At 72.5% G+C, this 17,354-nt stretch carries 13 protein-coding genes; 11 read left to right on the top strand and 2 right to left on the bottom strand.

What is annotated here, in order from left to right; translation table 11 throughout:
- Window positions 1–63 precede the first annotated feature (63 nt).
- From ACIBNE_RS38980 to ACIBNE_RS38955, 6 genes are all read left to right on the top strand, one after another.
- Complete coding sequence (locus ACIBNE_RS38980) at window positions 64–1,227, top strand: ABC transporter ATP-binding protein (RefSeq protein ID WP_399280439.1); 1,164 nt, start codon at window positions 64–66, stop codon at window positions 1,225–1,227.
- Window positions 1,224–2,156 carry an ABC transporter permease gene (locus ACIBNE_RS38975; protein ID WP_399280438.1) on the top strand — a complete coding sequence of 311 codons (933 nt, stop codon included), beginning with the start codon at window positions 1,224–1,226 and terminating at the stop codon, window positions 2,154–2,156. The genes ACIBNE_RS38980 and ACIBNE_RS38975 overlap by 4 nt, the downstream gene beginning before the upstream one ends.
- Entirely contained in the window at window positions 2,156–2,953 is a 798-nt protein-coding gene (locus ACIBNE_RS38970) for an ABC transporter permease (protein ID WP_399280437.1), read from the top strand. The genes ACIBNE_RS38975 and ACIBNE_RS38970 overlap by 1 nt, the downstream gene beginning before the upstream one ends.
- Before the next feature lie 21 nt (window positions 2,954–2,974).
- Window positions 2,975–4,390, top strand: a complete 1,416-nt coding sequence (locus ACIBNE_RS38965; RefSeq protein ID WP_399280435.1) for an NAD(P)/FAD-dependent oxidoreductase — start codon at window positions 2,975–2,977, stop codon at window positions 4,388–4,390.
- A 261-nt stretch (window positions 4,391–4,651) separates the two neighbouring features.
- Complete coding sequence (locus ACIBNE_RS38960) at window positions 4,652–5,095, top strand: hypothetical protein (protein WP_399280433.1); 444 nt, start codon at window positions 4,652–4,654, stop codon at window positions 5,093–5,095.
- A gap of 84 nt (window positions 5,096–5,179) precedes the next feature.
- Window positions 5,180–7,027 carry a chitinase gene (locus tag ACIBNE_RS38955; RefSeq protein WP_399280431.1) on the top strand — a complete coding sequence of 616 codons (1,848 nt, stop codon included), beginning with the start codon at window positions 5,180–5,182 and terminating at the stop codon, window positions 7,025–7,027.
- Here ACIBNE_RS38955 and ACIBNE_RS38950 read toward each other — a convergent pair.
- Together ACIBNE_RS38950 and gabT are read right to left on the bottom strand one after the other, a co-directional pair.
- Window positions 6,981–7,769: a phosphatase PAP2 family protein gene (locus ACIBNE_RS38950; RefSeq protein ID WP_399280429.1), complete on the bottom strand. Its 789-nt coding sequence runs from the start codon at window positions 7,767–7,769 to the stop codon at window positions 6,981–6,983. The two genes, ACIBNE_RS38955 and ACIBNE_RS38950, sit on opposite strands and share 47 nt — an antisense overlap.
- A gap of 128 nt (window positions 7,770–7,897) precedes the next feature.
- Entirely contained in the window at window positions 7,898–9,232 is a 1,335-nt protein-coding gene (gabT, locus tag ACIBNE_RS38945; RefSeq protein ID WP_399280427.1) for a 4-aminobutyrate--2-oxoglutarate transaminase, read from the bottom strand.
- 405 nt (window positions 9,233–9,637) lie between these two features.
- Between gabT and ACIBNE_RS38940 the strand changes: the two genes are divergently transcribed.
- From ACIBNE_RS38940 to ACIBNE_RS38920, 5 genes are all read left to right on the top strand, one after another.
- Complete coding sequence (locus ACIBNE_RS38940) at window positions 9,638–10,882, top strand: UbiA family prenyltransferase (protein WP_399280425.1); 1,245 nt, start codon at window positions 9,638–9,640, stop codon at window positions 10,880–10,882.
- A gap of 46 nt (window positions 10,883–10,928) precedes the next feature.
- Window positions 10,929–11,345: an Mpo1-like protein gene (locus ACIBNE_RS38935; protein WP_399280423.1), complete on the top strand. Its 417-nt coding sequence runs from the start codon at window positions 10,929–10,931 to the stop codon at window positions 11,343–11,345.
- A gap of 169 nt (window positions 11,346–11,514) precedes the next feature.
- Window positions 11,515–13,929 (top strand): ATP/GTP-binding protein, encoded by a 2,415-nt coding sequence (locus tag ACIBNE_RS38930; RefSeq protein WP_399280421.1) that lies wholly within the window; start codon window positions 11,515–11,517, stop codon window positions 13,927–13,929.
- A 142-nt stretch (window positions 13,930–14,071) separates the two neighbouring features.
- Window positions 14,072–15,625, top strand: a complete 1,554-nt coding sequence (locus ACIBNE_RS38925) for a PucR family transcriptional regulator (protein WP_399280419.1) — start codon at window positions 14,072–14,074, stop codon at window positions 15,623–15,625.
- Between the two features lie 179 nt (window positions 15,626–15,804).
- Window positions 15,805–17,250, top strand: a complete 1,446-nt coding sequence (locus tag ACIBNE_RS38920) for an aldehyde dehydrogenase family protein (RefSeq protein ID WP_399280417.1) — start codon at window positions 15,805–15,807, stop codon at window positions 17,248–17,250.
- Window positions 17,251–17,354 lie beyond the last annotated feature (104 nt).

The following is a 17,354-nucleotide window of genomic DNA, read 5'->3' as shown; positions in this document are numbered from 1 at the left end:
CCGCACCTCCGCCGTCCCCTTCCCCGCCCCCACCCCCGTCCCTCCGACCCCCGGGAAAACCGAATGACCCTGAATGCCAAGAGCGACCGTGCCCCCGGTGGCGACGTCCGTCTCTCCGGGATCAGCAAGACCTACGGCTCCTTCACCGCCGTGCACCCCCTCGACCTCACCATCCCCGAGGGCTCGTTCTTCGCGCTGCTCGGCGCCTCCGGCTGCGGCAAGACCACCACGCTCCGGATGATCGCCGGGCTCGAAGACCCCAGCACCGGCACCGTCTTCCTGGGGGAGAGGGACGTCACCGACCTGCCGCCCTACAAGCGCCCGGTCAACACCGTCTTCCAGTCCTACGCGCTCTTCCCGCACCTCGACATCTTCGAGAACGTCGCCTTCGGGCTGCGCAGGCGCGGCGTCAAGTCCGTGAAGAAGCAGGTCGGCGAGATGCTGGAGCTCGTACAGCTCGGCGACAAGGCCAAGCACAAGCCGCACCAGCTCTCCGGCGGCCAGCAGCAGCGCGTCGCCGTCGCCCGCGCGCTCATCAACCACCCGCAGGTGCTCCTCCTCGACGAGCCGCTCGGCGCCCTCGACCTCAAGCTGCGCCGCCAGATGCAGCTGGAGCTCAAGCGCATCCAGACCGAGGTCGGCATCACCTTCGTGCACGTCACGCACGACCAGGAGGAGGCCATGACGATGGCCGACACCGTCGCCGTGATGAACGGCGGCCGGGTCGAGCAGCTGGGCGCGCCCGCCGACCTCTACGAGAACCCGCGCACCACCTTCGTCGCCAACTTCCTCGGCACCTCCAACCTCATCGAGGCCGAGGTCGTGGAGTCCGCGAAGGACGTCACCGTCACGGCGGGCGGCGGCAGGCTGCGGCTGCCCGCCGAGCGGTGTTCGGCCCCCGCCACCACCGGCGGCAAGCTCCTCGTGGGCATCCGCCCCGAGAAGATCTCCCTGACCCACCGGGACGACGAGGCCTCGATCGCGGACGGGCGCAACAAGGTCCGCGGCCGCGTCGTCGACTCCTCCTTCATCGGCGTGTCCACCCAGTACGTCGTCGACGGCCCCGCCGGCTCCGGCCTCCAGGTGTACGAGCAGAACATCGAGCGCGACACCCGCCTGGTCCCCGGCGCCGAGGTCGTCCTGCACTGGAACCCGGCCCACACCTTCGGCCTCGACGCGGCCCAGGCCATCGACGCGGGCGTGGAGACGGTGGAGGACGCCTCGTGAGCGCCGCCACCCGGGGCGCCCCGCCCCTGCACGACGACGCGCCGCCCGTCGCGCGCAAGCCCGCCGTCCGCAAGCGCCTCGTGCCGTACTGGCTGCTGCTCCCCGGCATCCTGTGGCTGGTCGTCTTCTTCGCCCTGCCGCTGGTCTACCAGGCGTCGACCTCCGTGCAGACCGGCTCCCTGGAGCAGGGCTTCGAGGTCACCTGGCACTTCCGGACCTACTGGGACGCGCTCCAGGAGTACTGGCCGCAGTTCGTGCGCTCGGTGCTCTACGCGGGCACGGCGACGCTGCTCTGCCTGCTGCTGGGCTATCCGCTCGCGTACCTCATCGCCTTCAAGGCGGGCCGCTGGCGGGGCATCCTGCTGGTCCTGGTCATCGCGCCGTTCTTCACCAGCTTCCTCATCCGCACGCTGGCCTGGAAGACGATCCTCGCCGACGGCGGCGCGGTCGTTCAGACGCTGAACGCGCTGCACGTCCTGGACGTGACGAGCTGGCTCGGCTGGACCACGGGGGACCGGGTGCTCGCCACGCCGATGGCGGTCGTCTGCGGACTCACGTACAACTTCCTGCCGTTCATGATCCTGCCGCTCTACACCTCGCTGGAGCGGATCGACGGCAGGCTGCACGAGGCGGCCGGCGACCTGTACGCCACCCCGGCGACCACCTTCCGCAAGGTGACCTTCCCGCTCTCCATGCCGGGCGTCGTCTCGGGCACGCTGCTCACCTTCATCCCGGCGGCGGGCGACTACGTCAACGCCGAACTGCTGGGCTCCACCGACACCAAGATGGTCGGCAGCGTCATCCAGTCGCAGTTCCTGCGGGTCCTGGACTACCCGACGGCCGCCGCGCTCTCCTTCATCCTCATGGCGGTCGTGCTGTTCATGGTCACCTTCTACATCCGCCGCTCCGGGACGGAGGACCTGGTCTGATGCCGCTGCTGCGCTGGTTCCGCCGCAACCTCGTCGTCCTCGCGGGGCTCGCCACCCTTGCGTACCTGATCCTGCCGAACATCGTCGTGATGGTGTTCTCGTTCAACAAGCCCAACGGCCGCTTCAACTACTCCTGGCAGCGCTTCTCCACCGACGCCTGGCAGGACCCCTGCGGCGTCGCCGACATGTGCGGCTCGCTCTCGCTGAGCCTGCAGATCGCCACCTGGTCGACCGTCGGGGCGACCGTGCTCGGCACGATGATCGCCTTCGCGCTGGTCCGCTACCGCTTCCGGGCGCGCGGCGCGATCAACTCGCTGATCTTCCTGCCGATGGCGATGCCCGAGGTCGTCATGGCGGCCTCGCTCCTCACGCTCTTCCTGAACATGGGGGCGCGGCTCGGCTTCTGGACCGTGCTCATCGCCCACATCATGTTCTGCCTCAGCTTCGTGGTGACCGCCGTCAAGGCGCGCGTGATGTCGATGGACCCGAGGCTGGAGGAGGCCGCGCGCGACCTCTACGCGGGGCCCGTCCAGACCTTCGTGCGGGTCACGCTGCCGATCGCGGCGCCCGGCATCGCGGCGGGCGCGCTGCTGGCCTTCGCGCTCTCCTTCGACGACTTCATCATCACGAACTTCAACGCCGGCTCGACCGTCACCTTCCCCATGTTCGTCTGGGGCTCGGCGCAGCGCGGCACACCTGTCCAGATCAACGTCATTGGTACGGCTATGTTCGTCATCGCCGTACTCGTGGTCGTCGTCGGCCAGCTGGTGACGGCCCGGCGCAAGAAAGCCCACTGATTCCCGAAGGAGTTGGAAACCATGGCCCCGGTTGCCATGCGTACCGCTGCACAATCCCTTTCCGACGCGCGGCCCGTGTCGTTCTGGCTGGACGACCCGGGCAGGCCCGGCGCCGTCCCGGCCCTCACCGGCACCGAACGGTGCGACCTGCTGGTCGTCGGCGGCGGCTACAGCGGGCTGTGGACCGCGCTGCTCGCCAAGGAGCGTGACCCCGAGCGCGACGTCGTCCTCATCGAGGGGCACGAGGTGGGCTGGGCCGCCTCGGGCCGCAACGGCGGGTTCTGTGCCGCGTCCCTCACCCACGGCCTGCCCAACGGCCTGGAGCGCTGGCCCGACGAGATCCACGAGCTGGAACGGCTCGGCCTGGAGAACCTCGACGCGATCGAGGCGGCCGTCGCCGCGTACAAGATCGACTGCGATTTCGAGCGGACCGGCGAGATCGACGTGGCGACCGAGCCCTACCAGTGGGAGGAGCTGCGCGACTGGCACGCCGAGATGGAGGAGCGGGGCTTCACCGGCCTCGAACTCCTGGACCGCGACGCGCTGCGCGCCGAGGTCGACTCGCCGACCTTCCTGGGCGGCGTCTGGGACCGGCGCGGCGTCGCCATGCTCAACCCGGCGAAGCTCGCCTGGGGCCTCAAGCGCGCCTGTACGGAGCTGGGGGTGCGGATCTACGAGAACACCCCGGGCCTGGAGCTGGCGACGGCCGGCGCGGGGGCGGCGGTGCGCACGCCCTACGGCCGGGTCTTCGCCCGCCGGGTGGCGCTCGGCACCAACGTGTTCCCGTCGCTGGTCAAGCGGGTGCGGCCGTTCACGGTCCCGGTCTACGACTACGCGCTGATGACCGAGCCGCTCAGCGACGAGCAGCTGGCGTCGATCGGCTGGCACGGCCGTGCCGGGCTCGGCGACAGCGCCAACCAGTTCCACTACTTCCGGATCTCCGCCGACAACCGCATCCTGTGGGGCGGCTACGACGCGATCTACCCGTTCGGCGGGAAGGTCAGCGCGGAGATGGACCACCGCCCCGAGACCTACCTCAAGCTCGCGGAGCACTTCTTCACCTGCTTCCCGCAGCTGGCGGGCCTGCGCTTCAGCCACGCCTGGGGCGGTGCGATCGACACCTGCTCGCGCTTCTCGGCGTTCTTCGGCACGGCGTACGCGGGGAAGGTCGCGTACGCGGCCGGGTTCACCGGTCTCGGCGTCGGCGCCACGCGGTTCGGCGCGGACGTGATGCTCGACCTGCTGGACGGCGCGGACACCGAGCGGACCAGGCTGAAGATGGTCCGCTCCAAGCCGCTGCCGTTCCCGCCCGAGCCGTTCGCCTGGGCCGGGATCGAGCTGACCAAGCGGTCGCTGGCGCACGCGGACGCCAACGGCGGCAGGCGCAACCTCTGGCTGAAGACGATGGACAAGCTGGGGCTCGGCTTCGACAGCTGAGAGCCCGCGTCCGGACCCGGACCCGGACCCGGACCCGTTTCCCGGGTCCAGGTCCGGGTCCGGTCCTGCGTCAAGTCACCCGAACGGCCGGTGGCATTCGCGCCCTCGTTCGAGCCGGGGGCGCACAACCACCGATCTTGATGTGATTCGTCTCACTACCGATGTCCCTCCCGAACTCGCGTAATGATCCGGTCCTGACCCGCTCTCGCCCTTGTGGACGCACTGTCCAACAGAGACGGAAGTCGGATGGGAGGCCGGGTGATGAGTGGCTCGGGAGCCAAGACAGCGGTGGAGTGGCTGGCGTCGGTGGCGCCGGATCCGGAGGCGTGCCGGTGGGAGTGGGAGCGCAACCCCCTGGGGGTCGCGCTGCTGCCCGCCGGCCGCCGCTGGGACGTGCTGATCCTGCCCGCCGACCTCGGTTACCCCACGCTCGACGTGCTGACCCGGCTGATCGACCGGCCCGGTCCCGTGCTCGCCGACTTCGGCGACGCGCGGATGGGGTTCTTCGTTCCGCCGGGCACGGCGGGGCGCTGGCTGGGCACGGGAGTGCGGGGCGCGGGGCGCGGCACCTGGATCGTCGTCCCTTACCCGGGGCGCGCGGCGGGCGGGGTCCGCTGGCTGGTGCTGCCGGACGGCACGGGCACGCTGACCGACCCCGCCCTGCTCGAACTGGCGATGCACGAAGCGGCCGCGGGGAGGCGCTGAACTGCCAGAGGTATTGACAACCTGATTGGTCTGGACCATCTTGTGCGCCACCCCTCCCCAATTCCCCCATGCCCGGAGGCCGTTGTGGACCGCACGAGACGCACAAGACTCCTGGCCGCGCTGAGCGCGGCCGCACTCGCCGCGACGGGGCTCATCGCCTCGGCGCAGTCAGCCAGTGCCGCAGACCCGGAGACCGCCCCCGAGACCGCCTCCGCGTCCGCCGCCGAACTCGCCCGCAACGGCGGCTTCGAGTCCGGCCTCGACGGCTGGAGCTGTACGGCGGGCAGCGGCGCGACCGTCACGTCCCCCGTCCACGGCGGCACCTCCGCCCTCAGGGCCACCCCGGCGGGCAGCGACAACGCCCGGTGCTCCCAGACCGTGAAGGTCAAGCCGGGCTCCGCGTACACCCTCAGCGGCTGGGTGCGCGGCGGCTACGTGTACCTGGGCGCGTCCGGCACCGGCACCACCGACGTCTCCACCTGGACCCCGTCGGCGGCCGACTGGCAGAAGCTCACCACCGGCTTCACCACGGGACCGAACACCACGTCGGTCACGATCTACACCCACGGCTGGTACGGCACCCCCGCCTACCACGCCGACGACCTCAGCCTCTCGGGCCCCGGCGGCGACCCGGTCCAGATCCCGGCCGTGCCCGGCGGCCTCACGGCCGGCACCCCCGGCGCCACCACCGTCCCGCTGACCTGGACGGCATCGCCGGACGCCACCACGTACCACGTCTACCAGGGCGCCACCCGCGTCCAGTCGGTCTCCGGCACCTCGGCGACGGTCACCGGGCTCACCCCCGAGACCGCGTACACCTTCCAGGTCAGCGCCGCCAACGAGGCGGGCGAGTCCGCGAAGTCCGCCGCCGTGAGCGCCACCACGGCCAAGGACGGCGGCGGCACCCCCGGCGGCCAGCTGCCCGCGCACGCCCTCGTCGGCTATCTGCACGCCAGCTTCGCCAACGGCTCCGGCTACACCCGCATGGCGGACGTCCCCGACTCCTGGGACGTCATCAACCTGGCCTTCGGCGAGCCGACCTCGGTCACGTCCGGTGACATCCGCTTCAAGCTCTGCCCGGTCGCCGAGTGCCCGACCGTCGAGTCCGAGGCCGACTTCAAGGCCGCGATCAAGGCCAAGCAGGCGGCGGGCAAGAAGGTGCTGATCTCCATCGGCGGCCAGAACGGCCAGGTCCAGCTGGCGAGCACGGCGGCCCGCGACACCTTCGTCAGCTCGGTCTCGAAGATCATCGACACCTACGGCCTGGACGGCCTCGACATCGACTTCGAGGGCCACTCCCTCTCGCTCCAGAACGGCGACACGGACTTCCGCAACCCGACCAGCCCGGTCGTGGTGAACCTCATCCAGGCGGTCAAGGCGCTCAAGGCCAAGTACGGCAAGGACTTCGTCCTGACCATGGCCCCCGAGACGTTCTTCGTCCAGCTCGGCTACCAGTTCTACGGCTCCGGGCCCTGGGGCGGCCAGGACCCGCGCGCCGGTGCCTACCTGCCGGTCATCCACGCCCTGCGCGACGACCTGACCCTGCTGCACGTCCAGGACTACAACTCGGGTCCGATCATGGGCCTGGACAACCAGTACCACTCGATGGGCGGCGCCGACTTCCACATCGCGATGACCGACATGCTGCTCACCGGCTTCCCCGTGGCGGGCAACGCGCAGCGCTTCTTCCCCGCGCTGCGTCCCGAGCAGGTCGCGATCGGCCTGCCCGCGTCCACCCAGGCCGGCAACGGCCACACCTCGCCGGCCGAGGTCAACAAGGCCCTGGACTGCCTGACCAGGAAGGTCAACTGCGGTTCGTACCAGACCCACGGCACCTGGCCCGCGCTGCGCGGCCTGATGACCTGGTCGATCAACTGGGACCGCTTCAACCAGTGGGAGTTCTCGAAGAACTTCGACGCCTACCGCTGGTGACGGCCGTCGCCAGCAGCGCCGCGCACAGGCACCAGCTGCCCAGCACGTCCAGGGGCCAGTGGTAGCCGCGCAGCACCAGACCGATGCCCGTCGCCGCTGTCAGCGCCGCGGCGACGGGCATCGCCCATCGCGTCCCGACCAGCAGGGCCGCGCCGCAGTAGGCGACCAGGGCCGTCGCCGAGTGCCCCGACGGGTAGTAGCCGGTCTCGGGCGACAGCGGGCCCGGCCGGTCCAGCAGCGCCTTGAGCGGGGCGACCAGCGCGGGCACCAGCGCCATCGCCAGGGCGACCGCCAGCGCCTGGCGGCGGGCGCCGCGCCACAGCGCGTACGCGAGGGCGCAGGCCAGGACCGGGAGCGCGACCTGGAGGTTGCCGAGGTCGGCGAGGAGTTCGGCGAGCCGCTGCGGGCCGCGGCCGACGAGCGAGCGCTCCACGCGCACGTCCAGCCGGTACAGCGGGCCCTCGGCCGCGACCTGCCAGGTGATCAGCGCGAAGAGGACCGCGCACAGCACCGGCAGGAGGAGAGCCGGGCGCTCCGGAACAGGGGGGGTGGTTCCGGAGCGCCCGCCTGGGTCGGTTCGCCGCGCGCCCCGGGGGGTTTGGGGCGGGCGGCCGTCCGACCGGTGAGGAGAACCGGATCCCGAAGGTCCGGCGGCGTGCGCGAAGGCACGACCGAGGTGGAGCCGGGGAGGCCCTGCCTCGGATCCGCCCGCAGTCCCCTGCGGGCGAGGTGTTCCTCTCATCTGCAGAAACCGTACGGCAGCGGGCGGGGGGCCGACAGCCGGAACCCGATCCCGCCATCGGCCCCCCACACCTTCTTCACAGGCCCCGTCCGTCGCCCGGTTCTCCCGCCCGGAGCCGTCGCGGAGGGTCACACGCCCGCGAAGGCGGTCTCCAGGATGTCCATGCCCTCGTTCAGCAGGTCCTCGCCGATGACCAGCGGCGGCAGGAAGCGCAGCACGTTGCCGTAGGTGCCGCAGGTCAGGACCAGCAGGCCCGCGGCGTGGCAGGCCTTGGCGAGCGCGCCCGCCGCCTCCGGGTTCGGGGTCTTGGCGGCGCGGTCCTTGACCAGCTCGATGGCGATCATGGCGCCGCGGCCCCGGATGTCGCCGATGACGTCGTACTTCTCCGCCATCGCCGTCAGGCGCGCCTTCATGACCTCCTCGATGCGCCTGGCCCGGCCGTTGAGGTCCTGCTCCTTCATCGTCTCGATGGCGCCGAGCGCACCGGCGCAGGCCACCGGGTTGCCGCCGTAGGTGCCGCCGAGGCCGCCCGCGTGCGGGGCGTCCATGATCTCGGCGCGGCCGGTGACGGCGGCGAGCGGCAGGCCGCCCGCGATGCCCTTGGCGGTGGTGATCAGGTCCGGGACGATGCCCTCGTCCTCGCACGCGAACCACTGGCCCGTACGGCAGAAGCCGGACTGGATCTCGTCCGCGACGAAGACGATGCCGTTGGCCTTGGCGAACTCGGCGATCGCGGGCAGGAAGCCCTTCGCGGGCTCGATGAAGCCGCCCTCGCCGAGGACCGGCTCGATGATGATCGCGGCGACGTTCTCGGCCCCGACCTGCTTGTTGATCATGTCGATGGCCTGCGCGGACGCCTCGGCGCCGGCGTTCTCGGCACCGGTCGGCCAGCGGTAGCCGTAGGCGACGGGGACGCGGTAGACCTCGGGGGCGAACGGGCCGAAGCCGTGCTTGTACGGCATGTTCTTGGCGGTCAGCGCCATCGTGAGGTTCGTCCGGCCGTGGTAGCCGTGGTCGAAGACGACGACGGCCTGGCGCTTGGTGTACGCACGGGCGATCTTCACGGCGTTCTCGACGGCCTCGGCGCCCGAGTTGAACAGCGCGGACTTCTTGGCGTGGTCGCCCGGGGTCAGCTCGGCGAGCTGCTCGCAGACCTCCACGTAGCCCTCGTACGGCGTGACCATGAAACAGGTGTGGGTGAAGTCGGCCAGCTGGGCGGCGGCGCGGCGCACGACGGCTTCGGCGGAGGCGCCGACGCTGGTCACGGCGATGCCGGAGCCGAAGTCGATCAGGCGGTTGCCGTCGACGTCCTCGATGATGCCGCCGCCCGCGCGGGCGGTGAAGACGGGCAGCACGGAGCCCACGCCACCGGCGACCGTGGCGGTGCGGCGGGCCTGAAGCTCCAGCGACTTCGGGCCGGGGATGGCGGTGACGACGCGGCGCTCCTGCGGAATCGCGGTCATGGGGGGCTCCTGGGGGTGTATCGGACGCTGCTTCTCTTTCTTCCGCAGGCTAGGCGGGGGCGGGGGGAGAAGGCATGCGCCGTTGGGGAGTGAAGGAGGGCGTGTCGTTGTCCGCGGCGGACATACCCCTCGGGCGGGGTCCTGCCGGGGGTCCCCCTCTCCCGGACGCCCCCGGCGGACCCGTCGGACTGGCCATCTTCTGCCAAACCGCGTCCCGCGGGATGAGACGTCGTACACGGTCCACACCCCCCATAGCGGTATGGACACCGGCAATTTCCTGACAACTCGCGCACAGATCCAGCCACTTCGAACACATTTGCTGGCAGCTTTGACGAGCCCCTGGATCCACTCCCCCCACACGCATCTCCTCTCCCAACTTCCTCATGGCTCCCGAAAGGCACGCGCGTGACCCAGTACGCCACCGAGCCACCGCTCGGGATGACAGATTTCGCCTCACTCACTCCGGACGAACGCATACGCGCCGTCCGCACCGCCCCCGCCAGCGCGGGGGCCGGAGAGACGGTCCGCATCCTGCTGATGCTGGCCCGCCCCCGCACCTGCGTGCCCTCACTGCTCGCCTTCACCCTCGGCTGGTCGTCGGCCGGCGGCACCGGCGTCTCCTGGCAGCTGTTCGTCGGCCTGCTGAACACCGTGCTGTTCGTGCTGGTCGCCAACCTCTACAACACGCACACCGACCTGGAGGAGGACAGCCGCAACCTGCCGGGCCGAGTCTGGCTCGTACTGCGCGCCGGCGACCGCAAGGTCGTGCTCGCCGCGCACGCGATGTCGCTCACGATCCTGCTGCTCTCCGTCCTGTACGGCTGGCAGTACCTGATCGCCGCGGCCCTCGCCCTGCTCGGCACCCACCAGTACTCGTACGCCCCGCTGCGCCTGAAGGCCAGACCGGTCGCCGGGCTGCTCGCCTTCTCGCTCGCGACCTTCGGCTCCTTCCTCCTCGGCTACTTCGCCGCGCCGGACGGCGTGCGGCTGCCGGACGCCGACGGCTGGCAGCTCTTCGCCTTCGCGGTGCTGTGGTTCGTCGCCAAGGGCACCGTGAAGAACCTCCCCGACTACGACGGCGACAAGGAAGCGGGGCTGCGCACCTCCGCGACGGTCTTCGCGGAGCGGGCCACCGCGGCCCGGGTCGCGACCGTCCTCACCATGCTCGTCTACCTCGCGCCCGCCGTGCTGGTGGCGACCGGGGCGCTGACCAGGTGGACGCTCCTCGCGCTGCTCTGGACGGCGGCCGCGTACGTGCAGTGCCGGGCGATGGCCCTGGCGACGGACGTCCGCTCGGCCAACCAGGTGCTCAAGCGCGACATGACCCTCTCCTCGCTCTTCCTCGCCACGGTCGTGGTGCTGAACGCGCCCGGCTGGGCCGCCGTGAGCACGGTGGCCCTGGGCGCCGTGCTCATGGTCGGCAGCGACCTCGTCGCGCTCGACTCGCGGCGCGACGAGGACAGCGCCGAGAAAGAGGAGGAGAAGGAGAAGGAGAAGGAGAAGGAGGAAGCGGGCGCGCCGGACGGCACTGCGGGTCCGGCCGCCCCCGACAGGGCCACCGTCCCCGGCGTCCCCGCCCAGCGGACCCCCGCCACCCCGAAGAACAGCACCGCGCCGACGCCCGCCGCGTCGTCCGTCACCGGCCCGTGAACCGCGCCGACCCCCCGATCCCCCGACACCCGAGGAGCCGTACCCCATGAGGGACTTCGACGAGCGTTTCGAGACGTACATGCTGGGCCACACCAACGAGACGAGCCGCTGGATGCACGTCGCCGGCATGGGCCTCGCCCTGGGCGCCGCGGCGCTCGCGGCGAAGCGGCGCAGGCCCAAGTACCTGCTGGCGGGCCCAGCCCTGTTCTTCTCCTGCGCCTGGACGGGACACCTGGCCTTCGAACGCAACCTGCCGGTCGGCGTCAGCGACCCGGGCGCCGCGTTCTCCGGCGACCTGAAGATGATCTGGATGATGGCCACCGGCCGCAACAAGGAGCTGACGGAACTGGTCGAGCGGCTCCGGGCCGAAGGGCGTACGGAGAACGACGGGAAGACGGGCGGGAACCGGCCCGCGGGGACCGCCGCGCTGGTCTCCGTACCCGCGGGACCCTCCGCCGCGTAACCGGTCGGGCGGTGGCGACACGCCGTGCGCGGGGGACGCGCGCGGACTTCCGTACGGGACCGTATGCGGATCCGTGTGCGCCACCGCCGTCCCGGATCGGTGAACTGCCCTGGTCCGGCCAGTAGATTGAGGCGCGTACAGCTGGTCAGGGGACGAGGGGCAGCACCACATGGACACCGAGGGCACGCACGACGCACGCGGCACCCGCGCCGAACCGGTGCCGCGTCCTGCCGGGCCGCCGCCACAAGGGCCCCCCGCACGCCCCCCGGCGGCGCGGCCCGTGCCGCCCGTGCCGGCCACCGCCCCCGCCGGGCCCGTCGCCACGCCCGTCGAGGACTGGCTGACCACGCCCCGGCCGCGCGCCGCCCCCGGCGTCTGGCGCTTCGGGCACGTCCCGAGGCCCCCGCAGCCCCCGCAGGACGCGGTCCCCGACCGCGCCCTGCTGGTCGGCGCGCTCATCTCGTTCCTCGCGGGACTGCTGCTCTGGTCCCTGTGGTGGAACCGCTACATCCCCTACTGGCTCGTACCGCTCAAGCTCGTCACGCCCAGCGAGTGGTGGTACCCGGGCATGCTCGGCGGCCCCAAGACGTACGACGGCTACGACGCGATGACCGTCTACACCGGCGTCTTCGGCGGCTTCCTGGTGTACTCCTTCGGGCGCCTGGGCAACTGGTCGGAGGTGTTCCGCAGGTTCGTCGCGGCCCGCCCCCAGCCGCTGCGCGCGCTGCTCGCCGCCGCGCTCGCCGGACTCGCCCAGCTGCTCGTGTGGACCGACACCGTGCCCGTCGTCGACCCCGTGATGATCCTGCTGCCCGACACCTGGCTGGCGGGCGGCGGCGACCGCATCATGGCCGCCGTCGTCTCGTACGGCGCCTACGCGCTGATCACCCTCGCCTTCCTGTGGCCCTTCGTCCGCATGGGCGACTGGGCCGGCCTCACCCGGGGCCTCAAGACCGGCGCCCGCATCCCGCACCAGGCCGCCCCCGGCACCCCAGGCGTCCCCGCCCACCCGTCCGCGACCCCCGCCCGCTGGCCCGAGCTGCGCGCGGCGGGCGCCACCGAGGCCGCCGACCGGCTCACCGCCGAACTGCGCGGCGGCCGGATGAACGACGTCGACTGCGTACGGGTGCGCCGCGCCTGGGCCGCCGCCCGCAAGGACCCCGCCCGCGTCGAGGAGTTCACCGCCGCCGTCCGCGGCCACGGCGCCGCCGCCTTGGCGCACCCCTCGGGCGCCCGCGACCTGCCGCGCCGCGCCGCCGTCCACGACCTGCTCACCGGGCAGGTCAGGCTCGGCGGCTGCACCGAGCACCCCCGCAACCCGTACGCCCGCAGGGGCACCGGCGTCGCGCTCGAAGCCGCCGTCCTCGGCACCTCGCTGCTCGCCGTCGGCCCGCCGGGCACCGGCAAGACGCGCGCCCTCACCGCGCCCGTCGTCGAATCCCTCTCGCTCCAGGCACTCGCCGGAAAGTGCAGCGTCATCGTGGTGTGCGCCGCCGGGACCGCGCTCGGCGCGGACGAGGCGTACGACGTCGTCGTACGGATCGGCGACCCCCGCTCCGTGCACGACCTGGACCTGTACGGCGGCACCAGCGACCCCGAAGAGGCGTCGACCGTGCTCGCCGAGGGCCTCGTCGGCGACCTCGAAGGCGTCGACACCGGGCGCGCGGCGACCGCGCTCGCCCAGCTCATGGGCCCGTACAAGGCGGTGCACGGCCGCTTCCCCGCCGTGCCCGAGCTGTACGAACTGCTGCGCGGCACCCCCGCGGCCGTGACGGAGCTGCAAGAACGGCTCGAAGCCTTGGGACCGCTGCCGATGCTGCGGGACCTCACCGCGCGCGTGCGCCAGATGGGCACCGCGTCCGACCCCTGCCCCGCCCTCGCCGACCGCCTGGCGCTCCTGGACCGCCCGGCCTTCGCGGACTTCTTCGACACCTCCCGGTCCGCCAGCCCCTTCTCGCTGCGCTCCCTCCAGCACCACCCCATGCGGGTCCGCGTCGAACTGCCCGAACAGGGTCACGCCGAGGCATCCCGGCTGCTCGCCCGGCTCGTCCTCGCGCAGTTCACCGCCGTCGTCACCGCCCGCACCGACCGTTCCCTCTTCAGCTGCCTGGTCCTGGACGACGCCACGGCGACCCTCACCGCCGACACGGTCCGCGGCATCAGGGGCCTGCGCTCGGCCAACGCGGGCGCCGTGCTGTCGCTGCGCACCGTCGACGACGTGCCCGAGGCGCTGCACATCCCGCTGCTCGGCGCGGTCGGTTGCCACATGGCGTTCGCCGGGATCACCACCTGGGACGGCAAGCGGTTCACCGAGGCGTGGGGCACCGAGTGGGTGGAGACCAGGGAGGTCGCCCAGCACACCGTCTTCGCCGACCAGCCGCTGACCCGTGCGGTGCACGCGCTGCGCAAGCTGGTGACGGGCAAGGCGGTCGTACGGGACGCGGTGACGATCAAGCGGGTCGAGCGGCAGCGCTGGTCCGCGTCCGAGCTGGCGCACGAGGTCCCGGCGGGACACGCCGTGCTGTCGCTGACGACGGTCGAGGGGGAGCACGCCCCGCCGCTGCTGGTGGACCTGCGGGGGTAGGACCGGCGCGCCCGGCGGACGTCCGGGCGCGCGGAGGGATCCGTAAACCCGTACGCCCTGGCAGAATCGAAGGGTGCCGCACTACACGGCGGCGCAATTCAGCTCTCGTTCCGCCTCCGCGCAGAAGGTTCAACGGTCACGCATGCCGCCCACGCTCGCCTCACTCGTCCAGCACTCGGCGCTCAAGCTCACCGTGCGCGCGGGCGAGGACCGGCTCGGCACGCCCGTGCGCTGGGCGCACGTCAGCGAGCTGGCCGACCCCGTGCCGTACCTGGAGGGCGGCGAGCTGCTGCTGATCACGGCGATGAAGCTGGACGCGGGCGACCCCGACGCGATGCGCCGCTACGTACGGCGGCTGGCGGGCGCGGGGGTCGTGGGCATCGGCTTCGCGGTCGGCGTGATGTACGACGACATCCCCGACGCGCTGGTGCGGGCCGCCGAGGAGGAGGGCTTCCCGCTCCTGGAGGTGCCGCGCCGCACCCCGTTCCTCGCGATCAGCAAGGCGGTGTCGGCGGCCATCGCCGCCGACCAGTACCGCGCGGTCACCGCGGGCTTCGAGGCCCAGCGCGAACTGACGCGCGCCGCGCTCTCCGGGGACGGCCCCGGCGACCTGCTGACGAAGCTCGCGGCGCACGTGGACGGCTGGGCCGCGCTGTACGACACCTCGGGCGCGGTGGTCGCGGTGGCGCCGGACTGGGCGGCCCGCCGCGCGGCGCGGCTCACCGACGACGTGGTGCGGCTGCGGGACAGGCCGACCCCGGCGAGCGCCGTGGTCGGCGGCTCCGACGACCGGGTGGAGCTCCAGACGGTCGGCTCGGGCCGCCGCGCCAGGGGCACGCTCGCGGTCGGCACGGCGGCCCCGCTCGGCACGGCCGAGCGGTACGCGGTCCACTCCGCGGTGGCCCTCCTCACGCTCGTCACCGAACGCTCCCGCTCGCTCCAGGACGCGGAACAGCGGCTGGGCGCGGCGGTGCTGCGGATGCTGCTTTCGGGCCAGCCCGACCACGCGCGGGCGGTCGCCGGAGACCTGTACGGGGGCCTGCTCGACGCCCCCTTCCGGCTGCTGATCGCGGAGTCCCCGTCCACGGCCGCGCTCGCCGAGGCACTGGAGACGGCGGCGGCGCGCTCCGGCGAGGCGATGCTGATGGTCCCCGAGGGCGACGAACGCCTGGTGGTCCTGGCGGCGGACGGCGGCGACGCGGTGGCGGCGTGCGGCGCGTACACCGAGCGGCTGGGCAAGGAGGAGCCGCCCGAGCAGCCCGAGGAACTGGTCGTGGGCCTCTCCGCGCCCGCGGGCCCGATCGCGGTGGCGGCGGCGTACAAGCAGGCGGAACAGGCCCTGTCGGTGGCCCGCCGCAGGGGCCGGGTGCTGGTCGAGCACGAGGAGCTGGCGGCGGGCTCGGTCCTGCCGCTGCTCGCGGACGACGCGGTGCGCGCCTTCGCGGACGGCATGCTCCGCTCCCTGCACGAGCACGACGCGAAGGGCCGCGGCGACCTGGTGGCCTCGCTCCGCGCCTGGCTCTCCCGCCACGGCCAGTGGGACGCGGCAGCCGCGGACCTGGGCGTCCACCGCCACACCCTGCGCTACCGCATGCGGCGCGTGGAGGAGATCCTGGGCCGCTCCCTGGACGACCCGGACGCCCGCATGGAGCTGTGGCTGGCCCTGAAGGCGACGGCGGCGGTCTCGGGGGAGTAGCCCGCCGGACGGCGGCGGTTCCGCGCGTACGGCCGAGCCGTACGGAGCGGGCCCCACGCCTACGACAAAGAGGTGCGGGCCCGCCGTGCGGCGCTCCATCGCGGACAAACGCCAAGTCAGCGCCCCGGGCCTACGGTGGAGGCGACAGCTCCCGTCCACTTTGAAGGGCCGGTTCCGAGATGACCGCCACCCACGCCTTCTGGCTCGCCGGCCGCCAGGCCACCGGCGACTCCGCGTTCGACGTCACCTCCCCGTGGGACGGCCGGCTCGTCGGCAAGGTCAGCGTGCCCACCGAGGCACAGGTCGAGGAGGCCGTGGCCGCCGCGCACGCCGTCGTCGACGAGTTCGCCGCGACCCCCGCGCACGTGCGCGCCGCCGCCCTCGACCACGTCTCGAAGCGCCTCGCCGAGCGCACCGAGGAGATCGCCCAGCTGATCTCCGCCGAGAACGGCAAGCCCGTCAAGTGGGCGCGCGGCGAGGTCGGCCGCGCCGTCTCCGTGTTCCGGTTCGCCGCCGAGGAGGCCCGTCGTTTCAACGGCGGCGAGGCCCAGCGCCTGGACACCGACGCGGGCGGCGTGGGCCGCCTCGCGCTCACCCGCCGCATCCCCAAGGGCGTCGTCCTGGGCATCGCGCCCTTCAACTTCCCGCTGAACCTCAGCGCCCACAAGGTCGCCCCGGCCATCGCCGTCGGCGCCCCGATCGTGCTGAAGCCCGCGCCCGCGACGCCGATCTCCTCGCTCGTGCTCGGCGAGCTGCTGGCCGAGACCGAGCTGCCCGCGGGCTCCTGGTCGGTGCTGCCGGTCCCCAACGACCGCATGCCCGCCCTCGTCCAGGACGAGCGCCTGCCCGTCATCTCCTTCACCGGCTCGGGCCCGGTCGGCTACTCGATCATGGAGTCCGTGCCGCGCAAGCACTGCACGCTGGAGCTCGGCGGCAACGGCGCGGCGGTCGTCCTCGGCGACTACGCCTCCGAGACCGACCTCGACTGGGCCGCGACCCGCATCGCGACCTTCTCGAACTACCAGGGCGGCCAGTCCTGCATCTCCGTGCAGCGCGTGATCGCCGACGCCTCGGTGTACGAGCGGCTGCTGCCGAAGATCGTCGCGGCGGTCGAGGCGCAGGTGACCGGCGACCCGTCCGACTCCGCGACCGACGTCGGCCCGCTGGTCAGCGAGGACGCGGCCAAGCGCGTCGAGTCCTGGGTGGACGAGGCGGTCGAGGCGGGTGCCTCGCTGCTCACCGGCGGCAAGCGGGACGGCGCCACGTACGCGCCGACCGTCCTCGCGGACGTCCCGGGCGACGTGACGATCTCCTGCGAGGAGGTCTTCGGGCCCGTGCTGACCGTGAAGAAGGTCGACGGCGAGGCCGAGGCGTTCGCGGCCGTCAACGACTCGAAGTACGGCCTCCAGGCGGGCGTCTTCACCCACGACATCCAGACCGCGTTCCGCGCGCACCGCGCGCTGGAGGTCGGCGGCGTGATCGTCGGCGACGTTCCGTCGTACCGGGCCGACCAGATGCCGTACGGCGGCGCGAAGCAGTCCGGCGTGGGCCGCGAGGGCGTGCGGTACGCGATGGACGACTACACGTACGAGCGCGTCCTGGTCCTCACGGGCATCACGCTGTAGCAACCGGCAGGCCCCGCCGCGCGGGACCCCACCCCACCCCTCCCCGCGCCACCCCGCCCCTCCCCGCCCCACCCCGCGCCCCTTTTAGGGGCGCGGGGAACTGC

The organism is Streptomyces sp. NPDC050504 (assembly GCF_044458065.1).
In the GTDB taxonomy this organism is placed as follows: Bacteria; Actinomycetota; Actinomycetes; order Streptomycetales; family Streptomycetaceae; genus Streptomyces.
This window is presented reverse-complemented; position numbering and strand designations above follow the sequence as displayed.